The 26,313-nt window shown below is 56.8% G+C and carries 19 protein-coding genes; 14 read left to right on the top strand and 5 right to left on the bottom strand.

Annotated features, from left to right (window positions below; all coding sequences use genetic code 11):
• Positions 1-15 precede the first annotated feature (15 nt).
• The 9 genes from OZX62_RS06810 to acnA all read left to right on the top strand — a co-directional run bounded on the left by OZX62_RS06810 (position 16) and on the right by acnA (position 14,281).
• Positions 16-993 (top strand): ABC transporter permease, encoded by a 978-nt coding sequence (locus OZX62_RS06810; RefSeq protein WP_277175471.1) that lies wholly within the window; start codon positions 16-18, stop codon positions 991-993.
• Positions 994-1,010: 17 nt separating this feature from the next.
• Positions 1,011-3,035, top strand: a complete 2,025-nt coding sequence (locus tag OZX62_RS06805; protein ID WP_277175470.1) for an ABC transporter ATP-binding protein — start codon at positions 1,011-1,013, stop codon at positions 3,033-3,035.
• Between the two features lie 168 nt (positions 3,036-3,203).
• A complete protein-coding gene (locus OZX62_RS06800; protein ID WP_277175469.1) occupies positions 3,204-4,070 on the top strand; it encodes an exodeoxyribonuclease III in 867 nt (288 codons plus the stop codon).
• 228 nt (positions 4,071-4,298) lie between these two features.
• Entirely contained in the window at positions 4,299-5,249 is a 951-nt protein-coding gene (locus OZX62_RS06795) for a DUF3710 domain-containing protein (RefSeq protein ID WP_277175468.1), read from the top strand.
• A 216-nt stretch (positions 5,250-5,465) separates the two neighbouring features.
• Positions 5,466-6,311: a DUF3159 domain-containing protein gene (locus OZX62_RS06790; protein ID WP_277175467.1), complete on the top strand. Its 846-nt coding sequence runs from the start codon at positions 5,466-5,468 to the stop codon at positions 6,309-6,311.
• A gap of 193 nt (positions 6,312-6,504) precedes the next feature.
• Positions 6,505-7,803 (top strand): TRAM domain-containing protein, encoded by a 1,299-nt coding sequence (locus OZX62_RS06785; RefSeq protein WP_277175466.1) that lies wholly within the window; start codon positions 6,505-6,507, stop codon positions 7,801-7,803.
• Positions 7,804-7,817: 14 nt separating this feature from the next.
• Positions 7,818-8,393 carry a hypothetical protein gene (locus OZX62_RS06780; RefSeq protein ID WP_277175465.1) on the top strand — a complete coding sequence of 192 codons (576 nt, stop codon included), beginning with the start codon at positions 7,818-7,820 and terminating at the stop codon, positions 8,391-8,393.
• A gap of 173 nt (positions 8,394-8,566) precedes the next feature.
• Positions 8,567-11,245, top strand: coding sequence for an HAD-IC family P-type ATPase (locus OZX62_RS06775; RefSeq protein WP_277175464.1), 2,679 nt, complete (start codon positions 8,567-8,569; stop codon positions 11,243-11,245).
• Between the two features lie 315 nt (positions 11,246-11,560).
• Positions 11,561-14,281 (top strand): aconitate hydratase AcnA, encoded by a 2,721-nt coding sequence (acnA, locus tag OZX62_RS06770; RefSeq protein WP_277175463.1) that lies wholly within the window; start codon positions 11,561-11,563, stop codon positions 14,279-14,281.
• An 89-nt stretch (positions 14,282-14,370) separates the two neighbouring features.
• Here the strand turns inward: acnA and OZX62_RS06765 are convergent, their stop codons facing one another.
• Both OZX62_RS06765 and OZX62_RS06760 read right to left on the bottom strand, forming a co-directional pair.
• Entirely contained in the window at positions 14,371-15,084 is a 714-nt protein-coding gene (locus OZX62_RS06765; protein WP_277175462.1) for a response regulator transcription factor, read from the bottom strand.
• Between the two features lie 94 nt (positions 15,085-15,178).
• On the bottom strand, positions 15,179-16,189 hold the full coding sequence (locus OZX62_RS06760) for a sensor histidine kinase (RefSeq protein WP_277175461.1): 1,011 nt from the start codon (positions 16,187-16,189) through the stop codon (positions 15,179-15,181).
• On the opposite strand from OZX62_RS06760, the gene OZX62_RS06755 reads away from it, so the two are divergent.
• The 3 genes from OZX62_RS06755 (at position 16,176) to OZX62_RS06745 (ending at position 18,822) form a co-directional block, all read left to right on the top strand.
• The gene (locus tag OZX62_RS06755; protein ID WP_277175460.1) at positions 16,176-16,670 is read left to right on the top strand and encodes a hypothetical protein; all 495 of its coding nucleotides are present in this window, start codon (positions 16,176-16,178) and stop codon (positions 16,668-16,670) included. The genes OZX62_RS06760 and OZX62_RS06755 overlap by 14 nt on opposite strands.
• A gap of 114 nt (positions 16,671-16,784) precedes the next feature.
• Positions 16,785-17,762 carry a DUF5067 domain-containing protein gene (locus OZX62_RS06750; RefSeq protein ID WP_277175459.1) on the top strand — a complete coding sequence of 326 codons (978 nt, stop codon included), beginning with the start codon at positions 16,785-16,787 and terminating at the stop codon, positions 17,760-17,762.
• A gap of 163 nt (positions 17,763-17,925) precedes the next feature.
• Entirely contained in the window at positions 17,926-18,822 is an 897-nt protein-coding gene (locus tag OZX62_RS06745; RefSeq protein ID WP_277175458.1) for a DUF559 domain-containing protein, read from the top strand.
• A gap of 64 nt (positions 18,823-18,886) precedes the next feature.
• Here the strand turns inward: OZX62_RS06745 and OZX62_RS06740 are convergent, their stop codons facing one another.
• Both OZX62_RS06740 and OZX62_RS06735 read right to left on the bottom strand, forming a co-directional pair.
• Positions 18,887-19,891, bottom strand: coding sequence for a Bax inhibitor-1/YccA family protein (locus OZX62_RS06740; protein ID WP_277175457.1), 1,005 nt, complete (start codon positions 19,889-19,891; stop codon positions 18,887-18,889).
• 235 nt (positions 19,892-20,126) lie between these two features.
• Complete coding sequence (locus OZX62_RS06735; RefSeq protein WP_277175456.1) at positions 20,127-20,891, bottom strand: GTP pyrophosphokinase family protein; 765 nt, start codon at positions 20,889-20,891, stop codon at positions 20,127-20,129.
• A 133-nt stretch (positions 20,892-21,024) separates the two neighbouring features.
• Here OZX62_RS06735 and miaA point away from each other — a divergent pair, with 133 nt between their 5' ends.
• Entirely contained in the window at positions 21,025-22,029 is a 1,005-nt protein-coding gene (miaA, locus tag OZX62_RS06730) for a tRNA (adenosine(37)-N6)-dimethylallyltransferase MiaA (protein ID WP_277175455.1), read from the top strand.
• Between the two features lie 165 nt (positions 22,030-22,194).
• On the opposite strand, the gene OZX62_RS06725 is transcribed toward miaA, so the two are convergent.
• Positions 22,195-23,190 carry a cell filamentation protein Fic gene (locus tag OZX62_RS06725; protein WP_277175454.1) on the bottom strand — a complete coding sequence of 332 codons (996 nt, stop codon included), beginning with the start codon at positions 23,188-23,190 and terminating at the stop codon, positions 22,195-22,197.
• A gap of 218 nt (positions 23,191-23,408) precedes the next feature.
• Here OZX62_RS06725 and OZX62_RS06720 point away from each other — a divergent pair, with 218 nt between their 5' ends.
• Complete coding sequence (locus tag OZX62_RS06720; protein ID WP_277175453.1) at positions 23,409-26,303, top strand: DNA translocase FtsK; 2,895 nt, start codon at positions 23,409-23,411, stop codon at positions 26,301-26,303.
• Positions 26,304-26,313 lie beyond the last annotated feature (10 nt).

The raw sequence follows: 26,313 nt of genomic DNA, 5'->3' as shown, positions 1-26,313 counted from the left end.
AAGGGAGGAGACCAAATGAGCGACAAGAATTCAGAAACTACTATGGCCAATTCCCGTGTGCTTCCCGGGCAGGAACGTTATGTGGCGCCTGCCGATGCAGTGAAGCTGCAGGATGTCGATTCGGTCGACGAATCGGCACCCGCCACCAGCATGTGGGCCGATGCGTGGAGGACGTTGCGCAAGAACCCGCTGTTCATCGTGGCGGCGATATTGATTCTCTGCGTCATCTTCGTGGCGCTGTTCCCGGGCGTCTTCACTCGCCAGAACCCCAATTTCTGCCAGCTGGAACATTCCCTCGACAAAAGCAGTCCCGGCCATCCCTTCGGCTATGACACCCAGGGTTGCGACGTCTTCACCCGCACCGTCTACGGCACCCGCACCTCGCTGAGCGTCGGCATCCTGACCACGCTCCTGGTCATGGTCGTCGGCTCCCTGATCGGCGCCCTCGCCGGCTTCTTCGGCGGCTGGATCGACGCGGTGCTGAGCCGTTTCACCGACATCTTCATGGCCATCCCGCTGCTGCTCGGCGCCATCGTCGTGCTGCAGATGTTCCGCACCTCCGGGTCGGTATGGAAGATCGTGCTTGTCCTGACGCTGTTCGGCTGGACGCAGACCGCGCGAATATCGCGAGGAGCGGTGATGGAAACCAAGAACCTTGAGTTCAACACGGCTTCCACCGCGCTGGGCTCCACGCCGTGGCGCAACCTGATGCGGCATATCCTGCCCAACTCGATGGCCTCGATCATCGTGGTGACCACCACCTCGCTGGGCACCTACATCGTTTCCGAAGCGACGCTGAGCTTCCTTGGTATCGGCCTGCCGAGCACCACCGTGAGCTGGGGCGGCGATATCTCCAATGCGCAAACCATCCTGCGCACCGACCCCTCGGTTCTCTTCTATCCGTCGGCCGCGCTGGCCATTACGGTGCTCGCCTTCATCATGATGGGCGATGCCGTCAAGGACGCGCTTGACCCCAAGAGCCGTACGGCGTGAGTGCGGAGGAAAACACGATGAGCGAAATGAATAGCGAAAACGAAAAGAACGACAAACTCTTCGAAATGCAGAAGGAGCAGGGGCCGATTCTCGAGGTCAAGGATCTCAAGGTCGACTTCACCACCGGCGACAAGCGCGCGGTACACGCGGTGCGTGACGCCTCCTTCAACGTCTACCCGGGCCAGTGGGTGGCAATCGTAGGCGAATCCGGTTCGGGCAAGTCCACGTCGGCCATGGCCGTTCTGGGTCTTCTGCCCGGCACCGGCCATGTTGTTGGCGGCTCCATCAAGCTGGAAGGCGAGGAGATCTCGCACTATACGCGCAAGCAGTATGAGCAGATCCTCGGCGACAAGATGGGCCTGGTCCCGCAGGATCCGATGAGCAACCTGAACCCTGTCTGGCGTATCGGCACCCAGGTGGAAGAGGCTTTGAAAGCCAACCACATGGACATCTCGCACGAGAAGCGCTCGAAGCTGGCCAAGGCGTTGGCCGGCGGCGAAGTCGCGGTGAAAAGCGAGGACGACGAGACCTTCATCGGCTCCAAAGAACTTCCCGACCTGCTCAAGGCCGCGCAAGCGGCACTTGCCGAGGCAGGTGTGAGTGACGACAAAGCCAAGAAGAAGATGGACTATTTCACGGCCGAATGGGTTCCCGGTTCGGAAACCCGTTGGCGCGTGGCCGATGACCTGATCAAGGCCGGCGTGAGCGACGACAAGGCGTGGGGAATCGCCAAGCAGTACGTGCTCGGCAGCACCATGACCGACCGTATCGCAGGCCTTCTTCAAGAGGCCGGTCTGCCCGATGCGGCGACCCGTGCCCGCCAGTATCCACACGAATTCTCAGGCGGCATGCTGCAGCGCGCGCTCATCGCCATCGGCCTGGCCTGCCGGCCCGATCTGCTGATCGCCGACGAACCCACCAGCGCCCTCGACGTCACCGTGCAGAAGAGGATTCTCGACCACCTGCACACCCTGACCGACGAGCTCGGCACGGCAGTGCTCTTCATCACCCACGACTTGGGTCTGGCCGCCGAACGCGCCCAGCACATCGTCGTGATGTACAAGGGTCAGGTCGTCGAATCCGGTCCTTCGCTCGAGGTGCTTCAGCACCCGCAGCATCCTTACACCAAGCGCTTGGTGGCGGCGGCGCCGTCGCTGGCCTCGCAGCGCATCATCTCCGCCAAGGAACACGGCGAAAACGCCGATTCCCTGATGGAACATCATGTCAAGGGCGAGGAAACGCTTGAAAAAAGTGAGCACATCATCACGGTGAGCCACTTGACCAAGGAATTCAAACTTCCGCGCAAGAAGGAAATGTTCAAGGCCGTCGACGACGTGTCGTTCTCGGTCAAGCGCGGTACCACGCTCGCGATCGTGGGCGAATCCGGCTCCGGCAAATCCACCGTGGCCAACATGGTGCTGAAGCTTCTGAAGCCGACCAGCGGAACCGTGACCTACGAAGGCAAGGACATCAGCGAGTTCGAAGGCAAGTCGCTTCTGGACTTCCGCAGGCACGTGCAGCCGGTCTTCCAGAACCCGTACGGCTCGCTTGACCCGATGTATTCGATCTACCGCTCCATCGAGGAGCCGCTGCGCATCCACAAGATCGGCGACAAGAAGAGCCGTGAGAAACGCGTGCGCGAACTGCTCGACCTTGTGAAGATGCCGCAGTCGGTGATGCAACGTTACCCGAACGAACTTTCCGGCGGCCAGCGTCAGCGTATCGCCGTGGCACGTGCCATGGCGTTGAACCCCGATGTCATCGTCTGTGATGAAGCCGTCTCCGCTTTGGACGTGCTGGTGCAGGATCAGGTGCTGCGACTTTTGAACGATCTGCAGGCAGAGCGTGGCCTGAGCTACCTCTTCATCACCCATGATTTGGCGGTGGTTCGTCAGATCGCCGACGAGGTCGTGGTGATGCAGAAGGGCAAGCTCGTCGAGCATGCCACCACCGACGAGGTCTTCGACCATCCGCAGAAGCAGTACACCAAGGATCTGCTTGACGCGATTCCTGGCGGCCATCTGAAGCTCGGCTTGGACTGAGGTTCGTTTCGGTGGGCCTCGGGCTCGTTAACGAAGCTTGAGATTCGCCGATAAATCCGATAGAAGGTTCTATTAATCCCGTCACCTTACGTGGCGGGATTTTCATATTCTGCAAACGAACGTAAAGTTGTGCCCGTCGCGACCACGCAAGCGTGTATCGTCGGGACCATGAGCATAACAGTGACTACTTCGAATCTCAACGGCATCCGTGCGGCCAAACGCAAAGGCGTTCTCGACTGGGCCGACGCCAATACCCCCGACATCTGGTGCATGCAGGAGGTGCGCGCCCCGCAGGAGGAGATCGACCCAATTTTCGATGCCATGGCTAAAGGATATGAGAAAGCCGGCAAAGTGGATGCCGCCGACGGGCTGGGACGGATGGACGAGGTCTGCCGTATCAAAGGGCGTGCCGGTGTCGGGCTGCTTTCGGACCTGAAAATCGAAGAACAGCGCTACGGGCTGATGGACTTGAGCGACGACGTGGATTCCGGCCGGTGGATCGAGGCCGACATCACCACGCCTAAGGGTATGAAACTTACCGTGGCCAGCGTCTACGTACATGCCGGCAACACCGATGACCCCAACAAGATGACCCAGAAATACCGTTTCCTCGACCGCATGCTCGAGCGTATGGAGCAGCTGCGCGACGAGGCCGAAAAAGGCGGGCGTCAGGCGCTGCTGTGCGGCGATATGAACATCGCTCACACCCCATTGGATATCAAAAACGCCAAGGCTAACGAGAAACATTCCGGATTCCTGCCCGCCGAACGTGCCTACGTCGACAAGTGGCTCGACCCTGCGCAATGCGGTTTCGTTGACGTGATGCGAAATCTCGCAGGCGACGTGCAGGGCCCCTACACGTGGTGGAGCCAGCGCGGACGTGCCTTCGACAATAACGTCGGCTGGAGGATCGACTACCAGCTGGCCACGCCGGGTCTGGCGCAAAAGGCCGTGTCATTCGACATCGACCGCGCCCCCTCCTACGACACCCGCTGGTCGGATCACGCGCCGCTGAGTGTGGTGTATAAGATATAGACTCCCATTTTTTTCAGGCGTTTAAAAAATGAGAGTCAAAGTGAACATTTTGCTATCGGCATACTCCTATGAATCGTTGTGACTCTTAGGTTTGTCGGTAATGTGATGGAAAAGTGAATGTTCATTTGGCTCTCATTTTTTAAAACGCTTCAAAAAATGAGAGCCATACTGGGGTGCAACCCGGGTGATAGGCTTGAAGCATCATTTTAGGTTTTGAAACGAGGAACTATGGGATTGTTCGGATTCGGCAAAAAGAAACACAACAAAGACGATGACGAGGCCGAGGAAAAGGCGAAAGATACCGAGGCGAAGGACGAGGATTCAGCTGCAGAGGCCGAAGATAACGGCACCGATGCTGACGAAGACGCCGCCAAAGATAGTGAAAGTGCAGAATCCGAGGATACGGAAACGGATTCCGACGAGGATGAAGACGCTGACGAGGACGCGGCGGACGAGCACAAGGTTCCCGACGAGCCGCGCGAGGAATACCCGGACCGCGGCGAACTGTACGGTCCGTGGGACATCGAAGAGGAGGAAGCGCCGAATTACGACGAATACCTCGATATGGGTGCCTATTACCTGCCTTTCATGCCCGGCATCGAACTGCGTGTGAAGGCCAATCGTGCCAGCGGCCAGGTGCTCGGCTGCACCATTTCCTACAAGACTTCCAGCCTGGAGATCGAAGCGCTTGCGGCCCCGAAGACCTTGAGCCTTTGGGACGGGGTGAGGGAGGACCTGCTCGCCGCCAATCCCAAAGCCAGCAAGGAACCTGGCATTTTCGGCACTGAAATCAAGCTGCCGGTCGTCGTCAAGGGTGGTAAAAAGCTCATCACCCGCATCGTCGGCGTCGACGGTCCGCGTTGGATGCTTCGCGGCATCTTCTCCGGACGTGCCGCTACCCACCCGGAAAGTCCCGAGACCAAAGCGCTGAACCAGTTCTTCTCCGATATCGTGGTCGACCGCGGCGAAGAACCGCTCGCGCCGCGTGACGTCATCCCGATGCATGCCCCAGTTTCTCCCGAGGAGCGTCGCAAGGCCGACGAAGCCGCCGCTGAAGCCGAAAAAGACGATAAGGGCCACAAGATTCCCAAGCGCATCAAGGGCCCGTTCGTCGCCGATCAGCAGACTGAGGTACAGACCACGATTTCACGTGGCCCGATGTTCTCGGAACTGCGCTGATTCGCTCGCTTTTCGATTCGCCGGTTTGCCTTTGCGGGCGGGCCGGCGAATTATGTACGGGCATCAACGAAATGAAAAATAAAAACTATCGGAACGTAGTTCTCTCGCAATTTTGATGGCAACGATATGGGCGCCGGTAATTGCGAATATCGGGCGATATCGGGATAGAACGATAGCGAGAGACAATAGATCTGATAACGAAACGAATAGGGAATCATGACAGAAACGAAGAAGCGTCAGGGATTCGCAGCGCTGGCTGCAGCGGGCAACGGCGAGGATTTTTCCGTCATTGACGCCATCGGCGGCATTCGTGGTGTCGTCGAGTCGATGCTGCCCGGTTTCGTCTTCGTAGTCATGTTCGTCATTACTTCCGACCTGAAAATGACGATTATCGTTTCGGCAGTGTTGGCCGTGCTGCTGGTCGTGGTGCGTCTTTTCCAACGCCAGACAGTGCTTGGCGCGCTGGCCGGGCTGATTTCCATCGCCATCTGCCTGATCTGGGCTTGGAATACGCATGAGGCCCGCAACTACTATATGTACGGGTTCCTTACCAACAGCATTTATATTGTCGTCCTTGTCATCACCTTGGCCATTCGTGTCCCCGGAGTCGGCTTTCTGGTTGAGTTCATCCGTTCGCTGCCCACCGAGCATTTCCGCGCTTGGCTGGCCGATTGGCGGGGCGACCGGAAGCTTATGCGTGCTTACGATATCGTCACTGCCATGTGGGTCGGTGTTTTCGCCCTGCGGCTGGTGGTGCAGGTCCCGCTCTACCTCACCAACCACGTCACTTGGCTCGGGACGACGCGTCTTTTGATGGGCCTGCCGTTCTGGGCGTTGGCGATTTGGGTTTCGTATCTGCTGATTGCCGACCCGATGAGGCACCATCCCAAATTCAAGTCAGAAGACAGCGATGGCGAAGACGACGATGATGATGCAGTCGTGGTAGACGCAAGCGCAGAAGCAAACGACGGGAAAGCCGATATTGATGCCAGTGTTCATACAAAAAATGAAGGCATTGCCGGCGACGCGGAGGCAACAACTGTTACGGATACGATGAACTGAGATTATCGCGAAATCTAGAAATGGCGCGAAAGCCGTAGGCGAGGGTGAACGATAGACTGGGATTCCAGTCGTGGGGATATGCTGCTTCGATACTCATTAATATCGGCGGCAATATGCCGTACAAAATGAATGGTTAGACACGGAATCTCATATTTCCCGTGTCGTTATTGAATTTTTAGAAGCAGAGGTTAATATGCAAGCCACAGTACGTATCGAACGTTACGCCGACCAGGGGCGCTGCGTCGCCCATATCGACGGGCGGGTGGTTTTCGTACGGTTCGCGCTGCCCGGCGAGCTGGACACGATCGAACTGGACGAGCCACACAATCGCGACGACCGGTTCTGGACGGGTGAGGTCGTTGACGTCGTGGAAGCCTCGGAGGATCGGGTTGAACCGCTGTGGCCGCTCGCCGGTCCGTTGGCGCAAGGTGGGGGAGTCGGCGGTGCCGATTTGATCCATGTCTCGCTGCCGGGGCAATTGAAGTGGAAGTCTGCGGTTATCACCGACCAGATGCGGCGTATGGGCCATCTCGATATGGATGATGTGCCGGTCGCCCGCATGGACGGCGACGTGGACGAAAAGGGTCTGCACTGGCGCACCCGTATCGAACTGATCGCCGACGAAGAAGGTCGTGTTTCGATGCGTCGCCGCGCCTCGCATACCCGCGTGCGTATCGACACGATGCCGCTGGCCACTCGCGCGCTGTTGGCCGTCGCTCGTGACCAGAAACTTTGGGATGAGCAATTCGAGCCTGGTGCCAAAATCCGCATCGCGGTGCCTGAACCTCGCGATATCCACACTTCCCGTGCGTCGGGCAAGGCGTTGCTCGAAGCTGTTGGCGACAATTTCGCCATCACGGTCGACGGGCATCTGCATGCCGGATCGAAACGGCTCAAGGAAGTCGTGGACGTGGACGGCAAACGCTACAAGTACGGCGTCGAGGCCGACGGGTTCTGGCAGGTGCACCGCATTGCTCCGCCGACGCTCGTCAAATACGTGATGCGTCTGGTCAGCCAGGAACTCTCTGGCGTGCAGTCCGCGACTCTTTGGGATCTGTTCTCCGGTTCCGGCCTCTTTACCGTGCCGTTGGCCAAGACCTTCGCCCATACGAGCATGCTTTCCGTGGAAGGCGGCCGTATGGCCGTGCGCAACGCGGCACGCAATTTGCATATCGCCAAGGACGCCAACGTCACCGTGATGCAAGGCGACGTTTCTCATTGCCTGCGCCGTGTGCCCGAAGAGCTTGCCAATCCCAACGTCGTCGTGCTCGACCCACCGCGCGCAGGAGCCAAGGCGCAGGTCTGCCGCCAGCTTGCCGAAGCCGGAACGCACGCCATCATCTACATCGCTTGCGATCCGACCAGCCTCGCGCGCGACACCGCCACACTGACCAAGCTCGGCTACACCCTGAAAACCATTCAGGCGTTCGACATCTACCCGATGACCCACCATGTCGAGACGGTGGCGTTGTTCGTACGTAACAGCGAATGAAGTAGGATGTTGTGATGCGTCGGGGATTGTCAATCGTGCTAAGCGTGTGCCTGGCGTTGTCGGCCGTGCCGGCACTCGCTTCGTGCGCCCCGAAGAATGCCGCGGTAGGGGATACCACTTCCGCTTCCCGACACATCAACCACGACAGCGTCGACAAATCAGACCTGCTGATCGGCGTGGTCACCACCGGCGACGAAGATCTTGACCGTACGGTGTTGGATGCCTTTAGCAAAGCCGATATCAAGGCCGTCTATGCTCCCATGCCCGATGGAACCACAACGCTCGATCCGGTTCAATCGTTCAAGGATATGGCCCGCAGGCCTGTCAATGCTTTCGTGGTCAATAGTCTCAATATGCAAGGCAACCAGGCGAACGGCTGGGATGAGGCCTTGCAAACGGCTCGGGACGCCGGTATTCCGGTGATATTGGTCAATGCGGGCAAAGTTCCGAGCGACGCGAATCTGTATGCGGAATCGCTGCAAATCGTTCCAACCGCGGAAGGCAAAGGCACGGTTCCGTTTGACCAAGCGGTGCAAGCAGCAATCAATGACAATCCGCACAGTAAGACAATGAGCGTGACATTACCGTAAATATGCGGCTGCGGCTCACCGCGAACGGGGCCGACACGATAGAGTGCAGAACATATACTAAAACACAGAAACAGGCCGCCTGCGGGATTTGAGATGGCGGTGGGTGAGTATGACAAATCACGGCAGTGACCGTGGTCCGACTTATGAGATCGGGCACGGGTAAGGGGCAATCAATGAGCGCAACCGGAATGTTCGGGCAAGGCGACAATGGCGGGAACGCTGGTAACAACGTGAAAAAAAACGGCAATGGCAAAAGCAACGCCAACGGCGGGCAGCAGGGCGCGTCCGCGATTCGTCTTCCTCAGATTTCCGAAGTCGGGCTGACTTCCGCTGAAGTCGCCGAGCAGGTGCAGCAGGGCAACGTCAACAAGATCGACACCGAAAGTTCGCGCTCGCTCGGGCAGATTATCCGCGAGAACGTCTTCACGCTCTTCAACGCCATCATTTTCGTGGCGATGGTCTTGGTGCTCCTGACGGGCCAGTGGAAAGACGCCGTTTTCGGGCTCGTTATCATCATCAACTCCGGCATCGGCGTCTTCACCGAAATGCGGGCCAAGCACACGCTCGACAAGCTTTCGATTTTGGTCGCCTCGAAATCGCTGGTACGGCGCAACGGGCAGGACGTTGAAATCGAGCATGAGGACATCGTGCTTGGCGACCTGCTTTGGCTGCGCAGCGGTGAACAGGTGCCGGCCGACGCCACCATTGTGCATACATGGGGGCTCGAGCTCGACGAATCGATGCTCACCGGCGAATCGCGAACCGTCAAAAAAGGCGAGGGAGCCGAGGTCTATTCCGGTTCCAACGCGACTTCCGGCATGGCGTTGGTGCGCGTGGACGCGGTGGGCGAGCAAGGCTATGCCGCGAAGCTGACGGCCAAGGCGAAGGTCTATAAGAAGACCGTCTCCGACTTGAGCAAGGGCATCAACACCATCCTGAAGGTGATGACCGTCATCGTCATTCCGCTTTGCATTTTGCTCGTTGCCTCGCAGATTCGCACGGTTGGCGGCTGGCAGGTCGCTTTCACGACGGGCGCGTGGCGTTCGGCTATCGTCTCTGCCGTGGCCGGTGTAGTCGGCATGATTCCCGAGGGTCTGGTCCTCCTGACCTCGCTTAACTTCGCCATTGCCGCGATGCGTTTGGCCCGTCAGCACACGCTCGTCCAGGAGCTGGAAAGCGTCGAGACGCTCGCTCGCGTGGACGCGCTGAATCTCGACAAGACCGGCACCATCACCGACGGCGGCATCGTCTTCAATCAGGTCGTGATGCTCGGTGAAGCGGATGTGGCAAGTCCGGCCGCCGACGCCGATATCGTCGTCGATGCCCCGTCTGGCGAGAACGCCGTGCACGCTAGCGTGACCGTCGGCACCACCGACGACGAGAAATCAGGTGCGGTGCAGGCTCTGTATGATCTTTCCAACGAGGAGAACCCCAACGGTACGGGTGCGGCGGTACTCAAAGCGTTGAATGCCAAGGGCGTCCATGCCCAAGCCGTCGACGCTCGCGTGCCCTTCTCCTCGGCCCGCAAATGGAGCGCCATCGTGCGCGGCGGCGATGTGTGGTACATGGGTGCCCCGGAAATGCTCTTCAGTGGATTCGTTGGTGATAGCACGGCTGCCAAGAACATGGTGGCCAAGTATGCCAACCAAGGCATGCGTGTCCTGTTGATCGCCCGTGCGGCCGGAGCTTGCGCTAGCTCCGAGGCTGCAAAGAACTTTGAAAATGACCCGCATCTGATTGCCGTTTCCCAGCCCGTAGCGCTGGTGCTATGTCAGGAGCACATCCGCGACGATGCCGAGGAGACGTTGGAATGGTTCCGCGAACAGGGCGTGCGCTGCCGTATCATTTCCGGCGACAGTCCGGCCACAGTCGGCGCTATCGCCAGAACCGTCCGACTGACCGGCGACCGCGAACCTGTGGCCATGGACGCCCGCGAACTGCCGAGCGATGTCAAGAAACTCTCCACTGTCATGGAGAACGTCGATGTGCTTGGCCGCGTCTTGCCGGAACAGAAGAAAGCCATCGTCGACGCGCTGCATGAAAGCAAACACGTCGTGGCGATGACCGGCGACGGCGTCAACGATGCGCTGGCATTGAAAGAAGCCGATCTGGGCATTGCAATGGGCAACGCCGCGCCTGCCACCAAGGCCGTGGCGCAGGTCGTGCTGGTCGATTCGAAGTTCTCTCATCTGCCCAGCGTCGTGGCCCGCGGCCGTCAGGTGATGGCTAACATGGAACGCGTCTCGTCGCTCTTCCTCGTCAAGACGGTCTACTCCGCGCTGATTTCGCTCGGCGTGGTCTGCACGTTCATCCCCTTCCCGTATCTGCCACGCCACATCACTTATATCGGTGCGCTGACCATCGGCATCCCGGCTTTCATCCTTGCGTTGGCCCCGAACAACCGCCGCTATATTCCGGGCTTCCTGGGTCGTGTGGTGCGTTTCGCCTTGCCGGGCGGCATCGCTGTGGCGCTTTCCGTTTTGCTTACTGCATGGACGTTGCCGGGCTTCATGAACTGGAACCTTTCCAAGCCGGGTGATTTGCTGAAACTGCGCGACATCTGCGCCATCATCGTCTTCGTGCTGGGCATTCTGGTGATGGCCCGCGTGGCCCAACCGCTTAAATCGTGGCGTGGTGTTCTCGTGGCTGCGTTCGCGGCGGCAGGCTTGATCGGCATGTTCATCCCGATCGTCTCGAACTTCTTCGAGCTGGTCATTCCGACCGGCTGGACCTTGGTCGCCACCATCATCGTGCTGGCCCTTTCCATCGTCATCTTCGCCGGCATCCAGACGATTGCCGATCTGATTGGCCGCCTGTATTCGAGCATTGCACATCGCAAGAAGAACAAGTAAGTTCGCGCTTGGTATGCGATTATTCTCCACTCACACGTGTCTGATGTCTTCGGAAATCAGAGAGTGTAAGACATGTTTTTGTATTTATAGATAATATTTATCAGATAATGTATCTCATTTCTGCTGGTATTTGCGCCGAGATTTGACCGTGCTTTTACAGGTCTCACATAGTGAATTGACCGCTTTCGTTGATTTCCCAATGGTTTTACCTTGTAATTATTGCAGAATCGACGAGGAAACGGCATTATTAACGTTTCCGACTTTCGATTGACCGATAATAAAAAGGGAACATCGTCAAAACGTTCGGAGGGTTCAATGTCATTGCGGGACGAGCAGCTGGATACATTGCAGGTCGGTGACAAAGAAGTCGATTACTATCGGATCGCGGATCTGCCGGGCATCGAACATCTGCCGTATTCGCTCAAAGTGCTGGTCGAAAACCTGCTGCGCCGCATCGACGGCGTCAACGTTACCGAAGATCAGGTCAATGAGCTGCTCAAATGGGATCCGAACGCCGAACCCAGCCATGAGATCGAATTCGGGCCCTCGCGGGTGCTGATGCAGGATTTCACCGGTGTGCCGTGCATCGTTGATCTCGCCACCATGCGCGACGCGGTGGCGGACTTGGGCGGTGATCCCGAGGTCATCAACCCGCAGGTCGAGGCCGACATGGTCATCGACCATTCCGTGCAGATCGACAATTATGCCGTCGCCGACGCGGTGGCGCGCAATATGGACCGTGAATACCAGCGCAACGGCGAGCGTTACCGCTTCCTGCGTTGGGGGCAGCAAGCGTTCAAGAACTTCCGCGTGGTCCCGCCGGGCACCGGCATCATCCATCAGGTCAATATCGAATACCTCGCCAAAGTCGTCATGAGCAAACCGGGGGAGCGTGGACGCGACCTCGCCTATCTTGACTCCTGCGTTGGCACTGATTCGCACACCACCATGGTCGGCGGTCTGGGCGTGCTCGGCTGGGGCGTCGGCGGCATCGAAGCCGAGGCGGCCATGCTCGGTCAGCCCATCTCCATGCTCGTTCCGCGCGTGGTCGGCTTCAAGCTCACCGGTTCCATCCCGGAAGGTGTCACCGCCACCGACGTCGTGCTCACCATCACCCAGATGCTGCGCGAGCACGGCGTGGTCGGCAAATTCGTCGAGTTCTACGGCGACGGCGTCGCTTCCGTGCCGCTGGCCAACCGCGCCACCATCGGCAATATGAGCCCCGAATTCGGCTCGACCTGCGGCATCTTCCCGATCGATCAGGTGACGTTGGATTACCTGCGCCTGACGGGTCGCAGCGACGAGCAGATCGCGCTGGTCGAAGCCTATGCTAAAGCCAATCGTCTTTGGGGCGACACCAGTGACCCTGATTATGTGGAACCGGAATATTCCGAATATATGTCACTCGATCTCGGCACGGTCGTCCCGTCCATCTCCGGCCCCAAGCGTCCGCAGGATCGCATTCGCCTGGATGAAGCCAAGGCGACCTTTGAAAAGACACTGCCGGATTACGAGACACCGAAGACCAGCCAGAACCCGGTGCCGGTACATACCGATTTCCGCGGTGATTTCGAGATTCAGAATGGTGACGTTGCCATCGCATCCATTACCAGCTGCACCAATACTTCCAACCCATCGGTGATGATCGCCGCCGGACTGCTCGCCCGCGCAGCCCGCAAGCATGGTCTGAAACCTAAGCCGTGGGTCAAGACCTCGCTGGCCCCTGGCTCGCAGGTCGTGGCCGACTACTTGAAGAAGGCCGGCCTGCAGGAAGATCTGGACGCCTTGGGTTATGAACTCGTCGGTTTCGGCTGCACGACCTGCATCGGCAACTCCGGCCCGCTGCTGCCCGAGATCTCCAAGGCCGTCAACGACAACGATTTGACTGTGGTCTCGGTGCTTTCCGGCAACCGCAACTTCGAGGGGCGTATCAGCCCTGACGTCAAGATGAACTACTTGGCCTCGCCGCCGCTTGTCATCGCCTACGCCATCGCAGGCACGCTCGATTTCGATTTCGAGACGCAGCCACTCGGCACCGATGCCAACACCGGCCGCGAGATTTTCCTGCGCGACATCTGGCCGAGCAACGAGGAGATTGACAAGGTCGTTTCGGCTTCCGTCAACCGCGAGATGTTCGTGCGTGACTACGCCGACGTCTTCGAAGGCGACGAACGCTGGAAGTCCCTCGATGTGCCGAAGGGAGAGCGTTTCGCTTGGGACCCGGATTCGACCTATGTGCGCAAGCAGATCTTCTTCGACGGCATGAGCGCCAAGCCGCAGCCGGTCGAAGATGTCCGCGGCGCTCGCGTCTTGGCGTTGTTGGGCGATTCGGTGACCACCGACCACATTTCGCCGGCCGGTGCGTTCCCCGCCTCGAGTCCTGCAGGCAAATACCTGCTGGAACACGGCATCGAGCCCAAGGACTTCAATTCCTATGGTTCCCGGCGTGGCAATCACGAAGTCATGGTTCGCGGCACGTTCGGCAATATCCGCCTGCGCAATCAGCTGCTCGCTTCGGTGGGTGAGGAAGTACGCCCCGGCGGGTTCACCTACGATTTCGATACTGGCAAGCCTTCAACGATTTTTGACGCCTCGCTTGATTATCGTAAGTCCGGAACCCCGTTGGTTGTATTAGCAGGCTCCGAATACGGCACCGGCTCCTCGCGTGACTGGGCGGCCAAGGGCACGCTGATGCTTGGCGTCAAGGTCGTCATCGCCCGCAGCTTCGAACGCATCCACCGTTCCAACTTGATTGGCATGGGCGTGCTGCCCCTGCAGTTCCCCGAAGGCCAGTCGGCCGAGTCGCTATGCTTGGACGGCACGGAAACCTACGATTTCCAAGGCATCGAAGCACTCAATAATGGCACGATTCCCGAAACGGTCCACGTTGTCGCTACCAAGCCTGCAGCTAACGGTAAGCCTGCTACCAAGCCGGTCGAATTCGACGCCACGGTCCGTGTCGACACCCCGGGTGAGGCGGAATACTACCGCAACGGCGGCATTCTCCAGTATGTCCTACGCAGGCTGATGAAGTAGCTTCCAACAAAAAGGTCGGTCGATATAAAACGAAAATGGCTTTATTCCGCCATTCTGATATTTCTATCGACCGACCTTTTTGCTGATTCTTAAAGATCCGCTCGTTCCACAATTCTGCCAAGCAACACCCGATTGACATCGAGCTTGGCACAAGCCGATGAGAGCTCTGCTTTCACTGTGCGTTCGGAAATGAACATGCTCTTGGCGATTTCGGCGTTCGAAAGCCCCTCCGCAGCCAGCATTGAGGCCTTGCGCTCGCGCTTGCCAAGCGAGTCGAGCAGCCTTCTCGCCTCGTCGCGACGCGAGCGGAAACAATCTTTTTCGAGGTCGTTCATGAGCTGGCGCTGGCTGTCGGTGTTGAATTGCGGACTTCCCATGCATACGTCTTGGATGTGCTTGACAATGTTTTCGGCTGGGTCAGTTTTCGAGACAAATCCTTCGGCACCGGCCTCAACAGCTCGTTGCACTGTGCTCGAGGGGCTCAAAGCCGTGAGAATTAGCACGTGCGGTCGCGGCGTGAGAGCGAGCATGAGGCGCGTCGCCTCAATGCCGTCCATGCCGGGCATATCGATATCCATCAGCACCACGTCGGGATGTTCCTGTTTAGCGTGTTCCAGAGCCTGAGCGCCATCTGTCGCCGTGGACAGCACTCCGATCGCGCCGTCGGAGGATTCGGCGAGGATCATGGCCAAGGTCTGGCAGATCAGCGGATCGTCATCGATGATGCTGACGGTGATTGGCTTGTTGGTACCAGTGCTGGTTTTGGTTTCTGTGTTGGTGCTATTGGCTGTTTCCTCGCTCATAGTTGCAATTCTAGCGAATCATGGGCCGCAAAGGCCTTCAGATATTGATTTTCCGGCTTGCGGTATATCGAAACCGTGGTTTCCAGTACAGATGTCACTTCGCGATCCACGGCAACGACACCTCAAGATTGAATTGTCGACGTTGATCAAGTCCGTAGGAACAGTTGCCTCCGGCCGTATGTACGCGTTCGGTAAGTCCGGGTAGTCCTGCACCGCCGTTGCCTTGGGTCAGGCCATTTTGAATCTTTTGTGGGATGGGGTTGGTCAGGTGTACGTGGATTCCCGACTCCGGACGGGCCGTGACCTCCAGGGAGACCGGCGCTCCCGGCGCGTGCTTGCGAGCGTTCGTCAATCCTTCCTGAATGGCACGATAGGCCACTTTGCCAATGCTCTCGTTCAATTCGCTGAGCTGGTTGATATCGATCCAGGTCGAAAGACGCATCCCGTTGTCGGTCGACGAAGCCAAAAGCTCCTCCAGGGTGGCTCGGCTCAACGAGGTCTCGTCGTTGGCCACCAGTGCATCCACCGCCGCCTGCGGGTCGCGTAGCATATCGATGACGATATGCGCTTCGTTGACCGCCTGCGCCGCTTGACTTCGTATCTGTTCGGATTCCTGTTTTGTCTGGTCAATTAATGTCGTCAGTGCTTTGTTGCTGTCCGTTTGCTGACTTGAACGTGCGATTTTGGCCAGTTTTTCCGTCTGTATGGTCAATGCGTTGGCGTTGAGCGCAACCAGTGAGAGGGTGTGCGCCAATGTGTCATGGGCTTCGGCGGCGATGGCGTCGGATAGTTGCTGGTTGTTGAGGCTTGTCTGCAAAGTGTCGGCCTGGGTGCGTGCCGCGTCGGCTTTTAGGGTTTCGGCCTTGAGATTGGCGCGCGAGCGGATATGCAGACCGATCAGCGTGGCGATGAGTACGCTGACAAGCGCCGCGATAATGGCGGTGATGCGCATGGTGGTGACGCTGGAAGCCAGAACGATGGGGTCGCGGGCGGTGTCTGCCCTCGGCTTGGCGAAGGAAATCGCCCATACCGAGCGATTCAATGGCTGGAAGCTATCGCGTGCTTGAGCGAATATCGCGATGACGGTGGCTATGATTATCGCCACTATCGAGCGTCGCCGTCCCGCTCGGCGTGCCAATAGTGCGCTTAACGCCATCGTAGAGATGATGGAATCAAACGGAAATATCAGCACTAGCGCGCAAGCGAGAAGAAAAACATATTCCGGGTATGTCGACCGTTTGAGAAAGATAAATCCCACAGCCATTGAGAGCAACATCGACAAGACACCCCAGAGCAAACCAAGTCCGCCTTGTTTGACGGCGTCGGACATCAAGAACACCGTTTCCACAAAGCACAGCAGATCGGCAACAACAATCATTGCGACGGTGCACCACCATTTGGTATTCAACTCCACGATTTGTGAATCATCCGAGTGCATACCCAAACGTGAAAGCAGATGCTGCAAGCGGGATGTTAAAGAGGTCATAAAAACCATTCTATGGGATGGATATAGGGAACGCTATTGGGCGTTTGGGTTGAGAATTCATGAGATTTTGCCTTTTTGGGTAATCATATTTGCCTACTAGTCCAATAGAAAAAGTCTTAGCAATAAAGAATAATCAATTGTATGGCGTTGCTTGAAATACAGTTATTCGTTTCTTGCACGCGTCGGTCATTATTGGAATGAAAGAGAGAATATTGTGTCAGATTCACCGAAACCCTTTAATAGTGGATATCAAAATCCCAAAGGTTCTGGAGACAATGTGTCGTATGATGGTCCCTCTGTTTCTTCTCAAGGAGCAGGTTATATACAGTCTGGTGGTAATCGGGCTAATATGACTAATCCGGCTGCAGAGCATTCTTATGTTCCCAATCCGGAAAATCCCTTCCCGGTTGCGGGAAACAACCAGCAATATCCAAATGGTAAAGGAGACCATAGTACGGTTCATAACAAACCTGAGCATCTCTCGGCCTGTGGCGTGACTGCTCTTGTGTTGGGCATTGTGGGTACCGTATTAAGTTTTATTCCCATAATCAACAACTTAGCCGCGGTTCTTGGTGTAATTGGGCTTGTGCTCGGTATCATCGGCTTGATTGGAGTATTCAGGGGAAAGAAACGTGGAAAAGCTCTCACCATCGCTGGTACAATACTCAGCGTTGTCGCTATTGTTGTTACATTGGCTATGCAATCAGCCACAGGCAAAGCCATAGACTCGGCTTCAAAGGGGCTTTCCTCCTCTTCTTCTCAGACTCAGTCTTCTGGTAAGCAAAATTCTAAACAGACGAAACCTGCAACCGGCAAACAAGACACTGAAGGTGATTTGTCAAATGCTCACGTCAAGATAGCGTCTGTCATCCGTAGCAGCAATGATTACAACAATGCACAGACTGTACTTGTGACATATCAATGGACTAACAAGACTGACAAGAACCAGGCTTTTCAGACTTTGCTGAATGCAAAAGCGTTCCAAAATGGTCAAGAGCTTGATACGGCAATTTATTCCCAGCCTCCTCAGGGTTATGACGCCCAGTCGGGGCTGTCTCAGCTCCAGCCCAATGCCCAGGGCACCGCCACGATTGGCTATGTGTTAAAGGATGATTCGCCGGTTACTGTCGAAGTAAGCGATTTGTTCGCCGTCAATAGCAATGCAAAAGTTACACACGTCTATAACTTGTAGATGAACAAAAAGGTCGGTAGATAGAAAATCAAAAATGGCTTTATTCCGCCATTCTGATATTTCTATCGACCGACCTTTTGACTCGATACGCCGAGAGCTGAGCATTCGACCACAGTGATCGAGATTTTCGCTGTAACTGTTGAGTTTCTGTTATGTTCGAAGTATGTATGAAATACAATTTGAACCACATCCCATGCAGCTGATGCGTCATCGTGCTTGGCAGATTCAGCAGTGGACGCTTCAATGCTGTCATAAAGCCAAGCAACAGTTAGGTTTTGAGCCGATTTTTGGTATGGATACGGCATTGGCTCTTTTAGGGATATCTCGGAAATCTGAAGAATCAACGGTGACTATTGTGCTCCCCTCTTCTCAGAAAAGGAGCCGTTTCCCTAGGGGAATTGAATGTCGTACTTGGTCGAAAATAATGACTGACGGTTATTGCGTCCGAGTTTTTGATGTTTGGTGCACTACGCCGGAAGCTACGTTTGCGCAAATGCAGAGAAAAATCAATCTTGAAAATAGCATTATTTTGGCTGACAGATTGTTGTGCCGTGATCAGTTACTGAGACGCTCTACACTCTGGAAGTTGCAGGATTTTCTGTTGGCGACAAAATACTTGGTTAAGGTTGACCAAGGGATTCGTGCGTTGCGGCTTGCAGAAACAGGCACCGATTCGCCTGCTGAGTCCCGTCTGCGTCTTGAACTGCTCCAGAGGGGCTTTCCCAATCCCAAAGTGAATTATGAACTTAAAGGAGAGGACGGAGAGAGCAGGTTTTTGGATTTGGCATATCCGCAATTCAATATCGCTCTGGAATATAACGGACAGCATCATTTGAAACAATATATTCAAGATTCAAGTAGGTTGAACGTACTACAGGCCCAGCAATGGAAGGTTTTCTATGCGTGGGACTCGACTTTATATGATGAATACGAAGCTGATTGTTACTTTGCTAATATCGAAACAGCTATGCGTAATGAGGGTTTGAAAGGCGTTTTGCGCGCTCGGACGCTTACGGAATTGGTGGATGGGAGAAGAAGAAACAAAAAGGTCGGTCGATAGAAAATCACGAATGGCTTTATAATGCCATTTTTATTTTGCTATCGACCGACCTTTTGGCTATTGCTCAGTTATCGCTGTTGCCGAAGATCTGAAGCAGATAGAGGAACATGTTGATGAAGTCGAGGTAAAGGTTCAGCGCGCAGATGATGGAGATGCGGTTGTACATCGCGGTGTCGCCGGAACGCTCGGCCACGTCGAACATGGCGCGCGTCTGCTGGGCGTCGTACATGGTCAGGCCTGCGAAGATGACGAGGCCGATGGCGCCGGTCACCATAAGCGTGGTCTGCGAAGGCGCGAGGAACATCATGATGACTTCGCCGATCAGGAGCACCAGAAGCGCGACAAAGAGAATCGGGCCGGCCTTGAGCATGTCTTTCTTGGTGGTCAGCGAAAGCATGGTGAGCACGAAGAAGAACGCGACGCACATCCCGAGCGCGATGCCGATGGACGGCAGGCTGTAGGTGTAGAAAATGGTCGCGAGCGTGAAACCGGTCAGCGCCGCGTAAAGGTAGAACAACACGTGTGCGGTGCTCACCTTCATCTTGTCGATGCGCCAGCCGAGCACGATGGCGATGGCGACCTGCACTACGGCGAGGCCGATCCAGCCGACCATGCCCGTGGCCATCAGGAAGCCCTCAAGCGCGCCGGTCATCTGCGTGAAGATGGCGATGACAGCGGTGAGCAGCAGGCCCAGTGTCATCTCGCCGTAGGCCTTGGTGGTGGAGACGTGACGTGCGTGTTCGAAGGAATAGGCGGTCTGCCCGTTCATCGTCGTCGGCGCGGCGGTTCCGGCGCCCGCACCTGCGTAGGCCGGCTGCCCATACTGCGGCTGCTGATACTGCGGCTGCGCGTAAGGCTGGCCGTACTGCATGTTGCCCTGGCCTTGGTTGTAGGGCTGTCCGTAAGGCTGACCTTGCGGCTGGGACTGCTGGTTATATTGCGGTTGACCGTAATTCTGTCCGTACGCGTTCGGCTGCCCGTAATTTTGTCCGTAGTTCTGCCCGTATGGCGCCGGCTGTCCGTAAGGCTGCTGTGCGTTGTTGTTTTCAGGCTTGTTCCCGAAAGCCATACCTGCTCCTTTTATCGATTTCCGATTGAAATTTTATTTATGACTAAATAATACCGGAAGACTCTGGCAATTGGCTGAGTGTGAACAATAAAATAGGGGAATAAAATTTCGCCGGCTTCTTGGTATATAGAAACCGGCGAAACGATTACCCAAAACGGCGCTTTGATGACCTTATTATTTCGTTATCCTCGCTATTCCTTCGGATTTAACGCTTGAGGTGATTGCGCTATCTTCGCTATTTCTTCGGGTCGAAGGCCTGCGAGGTCGGCGCTTCCTCTTGCTGGGGCGCACCGTTGATGTCGCGGTGGATGTTCTGCATCTGCGTCTCGATGTTCTGCAGGCTGCGCGCGCAATCGAGCAACGTCTGTGAATGTTCGGTCAGCTTGGCGTCCGGCAGGTTGGACTTGTAGCGCAAGGCGTGCTCAAGGCTGGCCCAGTAGTCCATCGCGATGGTGCGGAACTGCACCTCGACCGGCGTGTAATGCTCTCCGGTGGAAAGGAAAACGGGCACGGCGTAGATGACGTGCAGGCTGCGATAACCGTTCTGCTTCGGGTTCTTGATATAGTCCTTGACGCGCAGCACCTGGATGTCGGACTGGCTGGAAAGGTAGTTGGCCACCGAATAGACGTCGTCGCGGTAATTGCAGATCACGCGGATGCCAGCCACGTCGAAGAGGTTGTCGCGAATCGATTTCGTGCACATCGGCAGGTTGCGGCGCTGCAGTTTGCCGAGAATCGAATTGACGGATTTGAGCCTGCGTTCCATATGGTGGATGGGGTCGTGGGCGAAGTGGACGTGGAACTCGCTGTCAAGCACCTCAAGTTTGGTGCTGATTTCGTACATCGCGCCTTCGTAGACCTGCATCATGTCGATGAATTCGGTGATTTCCGCAGCCGGGAAAAGCGGTTTTTCCGGCTCTACGCTGCCGGTTTCGGCCACCTTTTCGAGTCTTGCCTGGATTTCTGCGGTGTTAATGCGTTCGTGTCGATCAAGTATCACGCCTTCCCATCTTAACGAGAGCCGTCTATCTAAACTGGACGTTTCCTTAAAAACCAACGTAAAAATCATAGGTTATGCCCGTCGTTAGAATCGCGAATGAGAGGTTGAACATCGAGCACCGGGAGACGAAAATATGGAAACGAATGGCAGCAACGCACGTGTCGTTTCCATTATCGGGCCTACCGCTTCAGGCAAAACCGGGTTGGGTATCGCTTTGGCACGACGGCTTGGTGAGCGTGGCCAGCGTACGGAAATCATTAACGCCGACGCCTACCAGATGTACCGCACTATGGATATCGGCACCGCCAAGGCGAGCGCCGAGGAACAGGCCGCGGTGCCGCACCATCTGCTCGACATCATTGATCCCAGCGAGACCATGACGGTCGCCAGATTCCAGAAACTGGCACGTCAGGAAATTTCGGACCTGCAGGGCAGGGAGGTGCGGCCGATTCTGGTCGGCGGTTCCGGCCTGTACGCCCGGGCCGCCATTGACGATATCTCGTTTCCCGGCACCGACCCCAAGGTACGTTCGCGCCTCGAGCAACGGGCTGACACCGAAGGGGCAGGTGCGCTTTACGACGAATTGAAAAGCAAGGACCCAGAAGCTGCCGAGCGTATGGACCCGCACAACGCCCGTCGCACCATCCGTGCGCTTGAGGTCATTGAAATTACCGGCAGGCCTTATTCCGCAAGCCTGCCGCGTTACCGTTACGTTATTCCGTCCGTACAGATTGGCTTGGATTTGCCGCGCGAAGAACTCGATCGTCGTATCGATATCCGTACCGAGCAGATGCGTGAGCAGGGATTCGTCGATGAGGTGCGCCGCATCCGCCCGGAACTCGGTGTCACTGCTTCGCGTGCCTTGGGTTACGCTCAGATTGAGGCGTATCTCGACGGAAACATGAGTGAGGATGAGGCGTTCGCCGACATCGCGCAGAAAACCAAGCGCCTGGCCCGCAAACAGATGGGCTGGTTCGGCCGCGACCCGCGTATCCATTGGCTCAATGCGCTTGACGATGATTTGGTGGACAAAGCGTTCGATGTCGTCATGCGAGCCGATGCCGGCGACTACGACGAGACCGACGCCCATGCCGACGACCACCATGTCACCCATCACTTGGGCGACATCGCCGACTAGTGAGAAAAGCACCAAAAACAACCGATAATGGTGCTTTTGGCACGGAACGAGTGAGAAAAGCACCGAAAATGGTCGAAAATGGCGCTTTTCTCCGCAGTAAACCGTAAATCAGTGCGAAAAGCACCAAAATGAGGCTAAAAAGGTGCTTTTCACACGGGTTTCCGCTCAGTGCGCCGGGCCTTGGTCCCAGCCGGAGATAAGAAAAATGCGCGTCGGGTTGGCCAGTCTGGTGATTGAGCCGAACATGCGTTCCAGCCCTGAGATGTCGTGCTCGAGCAGCGCAAGGTCGGTTGCGTTTCGATAGCTTTCGCATGTCACCGTGCCCCAGTTCAAATCCCAACCCACCGCGTGCGTGAGTTCTGAGATGAACATGCGCAGCACCATCCCGTTGCCGTAAGCAAATGGGCGCAGCGCGTTCAACTCGTCGTAGATGCTTGCCAGAGCACGGATGAATCCGGCACGGTCAAGCCCGGCGAAATAGTTGCCTTCGTCGAGTTGTGAGAAAATATTGGCCGCACCGGTTTCGATGAGCGGGGACGGGAAATAGGGACTTTGCTGTTGACGATACTGACGGGTTTGCAAGTCATCATTGCAGTTTGATTGGTTCGTAGCTCTTCCGTTGCCTCGGCTTGCGGCGTTGCCGTCATCGCTGTTGCTGCCATTATCACTCCGTGATTTTCCGGCACCAGCATCGTTGAGTAACTCACCGGTATTGATATCATCTCGCAATTTTCCCGCGCCGGCCATCGCTCCGACGAACAGCCCACGATGGATGATTTTCAGTTCGTCAAGCCCGCCGCTTGCCGGCCACTCGTAGTCAATCAGCCGCACTGAACGGGCGAAAATCCGGTCGTCGCGCAACTGCGATTCATCACGCTTCTTGGCTCGGCTTCCGCTGCTGTCATCATCGATACTTGGATCGGTACGTTTTGTCGACGGGCTTTCATCATCGTCGTAAGATCGAGTATTCCAAGGTCGCGATTCCACAGCTTTCCTGTGTTTTGTCTGGTTCTCAGGTACTCTGACGAAATCAGAAAGTTCCAGCGTCCCGCGCTGATAACCGTTCGCGGCCGCCACCATTGCGTTACTCGGCACGATTGCCGAAAGTTCGCAATTTTTATAGGAGAACGCGACGGCGCTCGCACGTTCTGCAGGGGTCATGACCATATCTCCATCGTAAGGCCCAAGGCGAAAGTTTCTGGCTTTGCGTGCCGTTGCGAAACACGAATGCAACGGACGGGCTTCAAAGGATAACCATAAGTATTACAAATTCATATGGAAGAATAATCCAATAATCTTTCTGGCATTTTGAAAGGGTTGGGCAGGTTGGCGGCCCAACGCGCCCAACGGGACGGGCTTGAAGTAGAATCGCTGTTGTTATGGCACGCAAGACACAAACGAATGGCAAGAACGCAAAGACCCGTCGCAGTAAGGCGAACGGGTCTTCTTCGGATAGTCAAACCGCGGCGACGAAGGTTATGCCGCCGGCCGACACATCGTTCTTCGTGCGTCACGCCACGCTGTGCCGCATCGCCGGTTTCTTCGCGTTGGTGATTGTCGCCATCATGTTCTGCGCCTCCGAATGGTTCCATGTCGACGGGTTCCTGGGCCATTGGCTGCACATGGTCGCCGCCGGCCTGTTCGGCGTGATGAGTGTGGTGCTGCCGATTTTTTTGCTGGTCGTGGCCTATCAGGTGTTGCTCGACCCGGCCAAGCACAAGCGCAACCTGCGTCTGATTATCGGTTGTGCGCTGCTGTTCTGGTCGATCTGCTCGATTATCGACGCCATTGTCGCTTCTCCGTCGCGCGATTTCAATATGGACGTGCTACGCGGGGCCGGAGGTCTGCTCGGTTTCGTGCTGGGCTCGCCTTTGGCTTGGGGACTTTCCAGCGTATTCGCCGTTATTATTTTCGTCGTCGTCGCGATATTTTCGGTGCTGCTCATCATCAAACTCGATATCACCAAGATTCCCGAACAGCTGCAGGATTGGTCACAACGACGGAAAACTGGCGTTGGTAACGAAAACGATGCCGATACCGGAAACGCTGGCGTGGATGCGCAAAGCGAGCAATTCCCCAACGAAGTACGTGTCGGCGATGAGACATTGCAACTTGCCGAGGGTGTGCCGGCCTACGACGGCGATGATACGAAAGAATCGGGCGATACCGTTCCCGAACAGCCTCGCAAGCGCGGTATTGGCGCGTTCTTCTCCCGCATTTTCGGCCATTCCGATAATGCCGGCGACGATGTTACGAAACTTGAACGTTACGCCGGCGATGAGGCCTTTGACCGTGCCGCTGACCTTAATGGTCAGAGTGACGAGACGCAGCTGATTGAAGGGCATCCGCAGGATCTGGTCAACCCGGTCACCGGTGAGATTCAGAGTGTTGCCGGCGCTCCCGCTTCTGCTTTAGCCGGTATGCCCGGTTTCAACGCAGGAAATAACGGGGTTGGCGCAACGCAGGCTGTGCCGATGAACGGCCAATCCAACGGTTTTGGCGCTCCGAAAGCCGCAAGTTCCACGGGTCCATACGGCTCAAGCGCTGAACCCGATGCTTCTGCTGCCGGAAACGCTATAGATCCGTGGGCCGCGGTCGGCAAGGACGGCAGCGCAACCGAGCCCGTACTTCCCCAAGTCAAAGGCATCGCCGGAGGAGCGGCCAACCTGCCCGCCTCCATTGCCAATCATGACGGTGATGATTCACTCGCCCGCCATGAGGCGGAGAACGCCGCGGACGAAGAGGACAACAGACCCTATCAGCTACCCAGCCTCGATATCCTGGTGAAAGGCAAGCCGCATCTGGCCCGCACACAGGCCAACGACAACGTCATCAAAGCCTTGACCGCCACCTTCCATCAGTTCCACGTCGACGCCAAGGTCGTCGGCTTCCTGCGCGGCCCGTCGGTCACCCAGTATGAGGTCGAGCTCGGCCCGGGCGTCAAGGTCGAGAAGGTCACGAACCTGCAACGCAACATCGCTTATGCCGTGGCTTCCACAGATGTGCGCATCCTTTCGCCGATCCCCGGCAAATCCGCCATCGGCATCGAGATCCCGAACATCGACCGTGAGATCGTGCATTTGGGCGATGTATTACGCAGCGACAAGGCCATGAACGACCCGAACCCGATGCTCGCCGGCGTCGGCAAGGACGTCGAAGGCCATTTCGTCACCGCCGATTTGACCAAGATGCCGCATCTTCTGGTCGCAGGCGCCACCGGTTCCGGCAAGTCCAGCTTCATCAACTCCATGCTCACCTCAATCATCATGCGCGCCACCCCGGAGCAGGTGCGTCTGATCATGGTCGATCCCAAGCGCGTCGAACTGTCCGCCTACGCCGGCATTCCGCACCTGCTGACACCGATTATCACCGACCCGAAGAAGGCCGCGCAGGCATTGGAATGGGTGGTCAAGGAGATGGACGCCCGCTACGACGATCTCCAGTATTTCGGCTTCCGCCACATCAAGGACTTCAACAAGGCCGTGCTCGCCGGAAAGGTCCATGCCCCGCTCGGCTCGAAGCGCAAGGTGGCTCCGTACCCGTATATCGTCGTGGTCGTCGACGAGATGGCCGACCTGATGATGATGGCCAAGAACGACGTCGAAAGCTCCATCCAGCGCATCACGCAGCTCGCGCGAGCCGCCGGCGTGCACCTCGTGCTCGCCACCCAGCGTCCGTCCGTCGACGTCATCACCGGTCTGATCAAGGCCAACATTCCCTCGCGACTGGCTTTCGCCACGTCGTCGGCCACCGATTCCCGCGTCATTCTTGACTCCACCGGCGCCGAATCGCTGATTGGCCAGGGCGACGCCCTGTTTCTGCCGATGGGTTCGGCCAAGCCGATTCGCGTGCAGGGCTCGTGGGTCGGGGAGTCCGAAATCCGCAAGGCCGTCGAATTCGCGCGCACCCAGCGCAAGCCGCACTATCGCGAGGACATCGAGGAGATGGCCAAGAAGGCCGAGGAGAACGAGACGCACCCAGACGAGGAAATCGGCGACGATATGGACACGCTCTTGGAGGCCGCGAAGCTCGTGGTCACCACCCAGTTCGGCTCCACTTCGATGCTCCAGCGCAAGCTGCGCATCGGCTTCGCCAAGGCTGGCCGCATGATGGATCTCTTGGAATCGCGTGGCGTCGTAGGCCCGTCAGAGGGCTCCAAGGCCCGTGAGGTCCTGGTCCAGCCGCAGGACCTGACCCAGGTCCTCGACTTCATCCAAGGCAAAACCAGCGCGATTTCGCCGACGTCTCTCGATGACAACGCACAGGCTCAATAAATGATTGCGG

Origin of the sequence: Bifidobacterium sp. ESL0690, from assembly GCF_029392315.1 — a bacterium.
In the GTDB taxonomy this organism is placed as follows: Bacteria; Actinomycetota; Actinomycetes; order Actinomycetales; family Bifidobacteriaceae; genus Bifidobacterium.
Note: the sequence above shows the minus strand (reverse complement) of the source record. Positions and strands in the feature narration are given on the sequence as shown.

Coding starts and splice junctions, on each gene's coding strand:
- OZX62_RS06740 (WP_277175457.1), bottom strand. CDS start 19,891: ATGGCTTTCGGGAACAAGCCTGAAAACAACAACGCACAGCAGCCTTAC.
- OZX62_RS06785 (WP_277175466.1), top strand. CDS start 6,505: ATGCAAGCCACAGTACGTATCGAACGTTACGCCGACCAGGGGCGCTGC.
- OZX62_RS06755 (WP_277175460.1), top strand. CDS start 16,176: ATGATTATCGCCACTATCGAGCGTCGCCGTCCCGCTCGGCGTGCCAAT.
- OZX62_RS06780 (WP_277175465.1), top strand. CDS start 7,818: ATGCGTCGGGGATTGTCAATCGTGCTAAGCGTGTGCCTGGCGTTGTCG.
- miaA (WP_277175455.1), top strand. CDS start 21,025: ATGGAAACGAATGGCAGCAACGCACGTGTCGTTTCCATTATCGGGCCT.
- OZX62_RS06745 (WP_277175458.1), top strand. CDS start 17,926: ATGTATGAAATACAATTTGAACCACATCCCATGCAGCTGATGCGTCAT.
- OZX62_RS06800 (WP_277175469.1), top strand. CDS start 3,204: ATGAGCATAACAGTGACTACTTCGAATCTCAACGGCATCCGTGCGGCC.
- OZX62_RS06805 (WP_277175470.1), top strand. CDS start 1,011: ATGAGCGAAATGAATAGCGAAAACGAAAAGAACGACAAACTCTTCGAA.
- acnA (WP_277175463.1), top strand. CDS start 11,561: ATGTCATTGCGGGACGAGCAGCTGGATACATTGCAGGTCGGTGACAAA.
- OZX62_RS06775 (WP_277175464.1), top strand. CDS start 8,567: ATGAGCGCAACCGGAATGTTCGGGCAAGGCGACAATGGCGGGAACGCT.
- OZX62_RS06795 (WP_277175468.1), top strand. CDS start 4,299: ATGGGATTGTTCGGATTCGGCAAAAAGAAACACAACAAAGACGATGAC.
- OZX62_RS06810 (WP_277175471.1), top strand. CDS start 16: ATGAGCGACAAGAATTCAGAAACTACTATGGCCAATTCCCGTGTGCTT.
- OZX62_RS06765 (WP_277175462.1), bottom strand. CDS start 15,084: ATGAGCGAGGAAACAGCCAATAGCACCAACACAGAAACCAAAACCAGC.
- OZX62_RS06725 (WP_277175454.1), bottom strand. CDS start 23,190: ATGACCCCTGCAGAACGTGCGAGCGCCGTCGCGTTCTCCTATAAAAAT.
- OZX62_RS06790 (WP_277175467.1), top strand. CDS start 5,466: ATGACAGAAACGAAGAAGCGTCAGGGATTCGCAGCGCTGGCTGCAGCG.
- OZX62_RS06720 (WP_277175453.1), top strand. CDS start 23,409: ATGGCACGCAAGACACAAACGAATGGCAAGAACGCAAAGACCCGTCGC.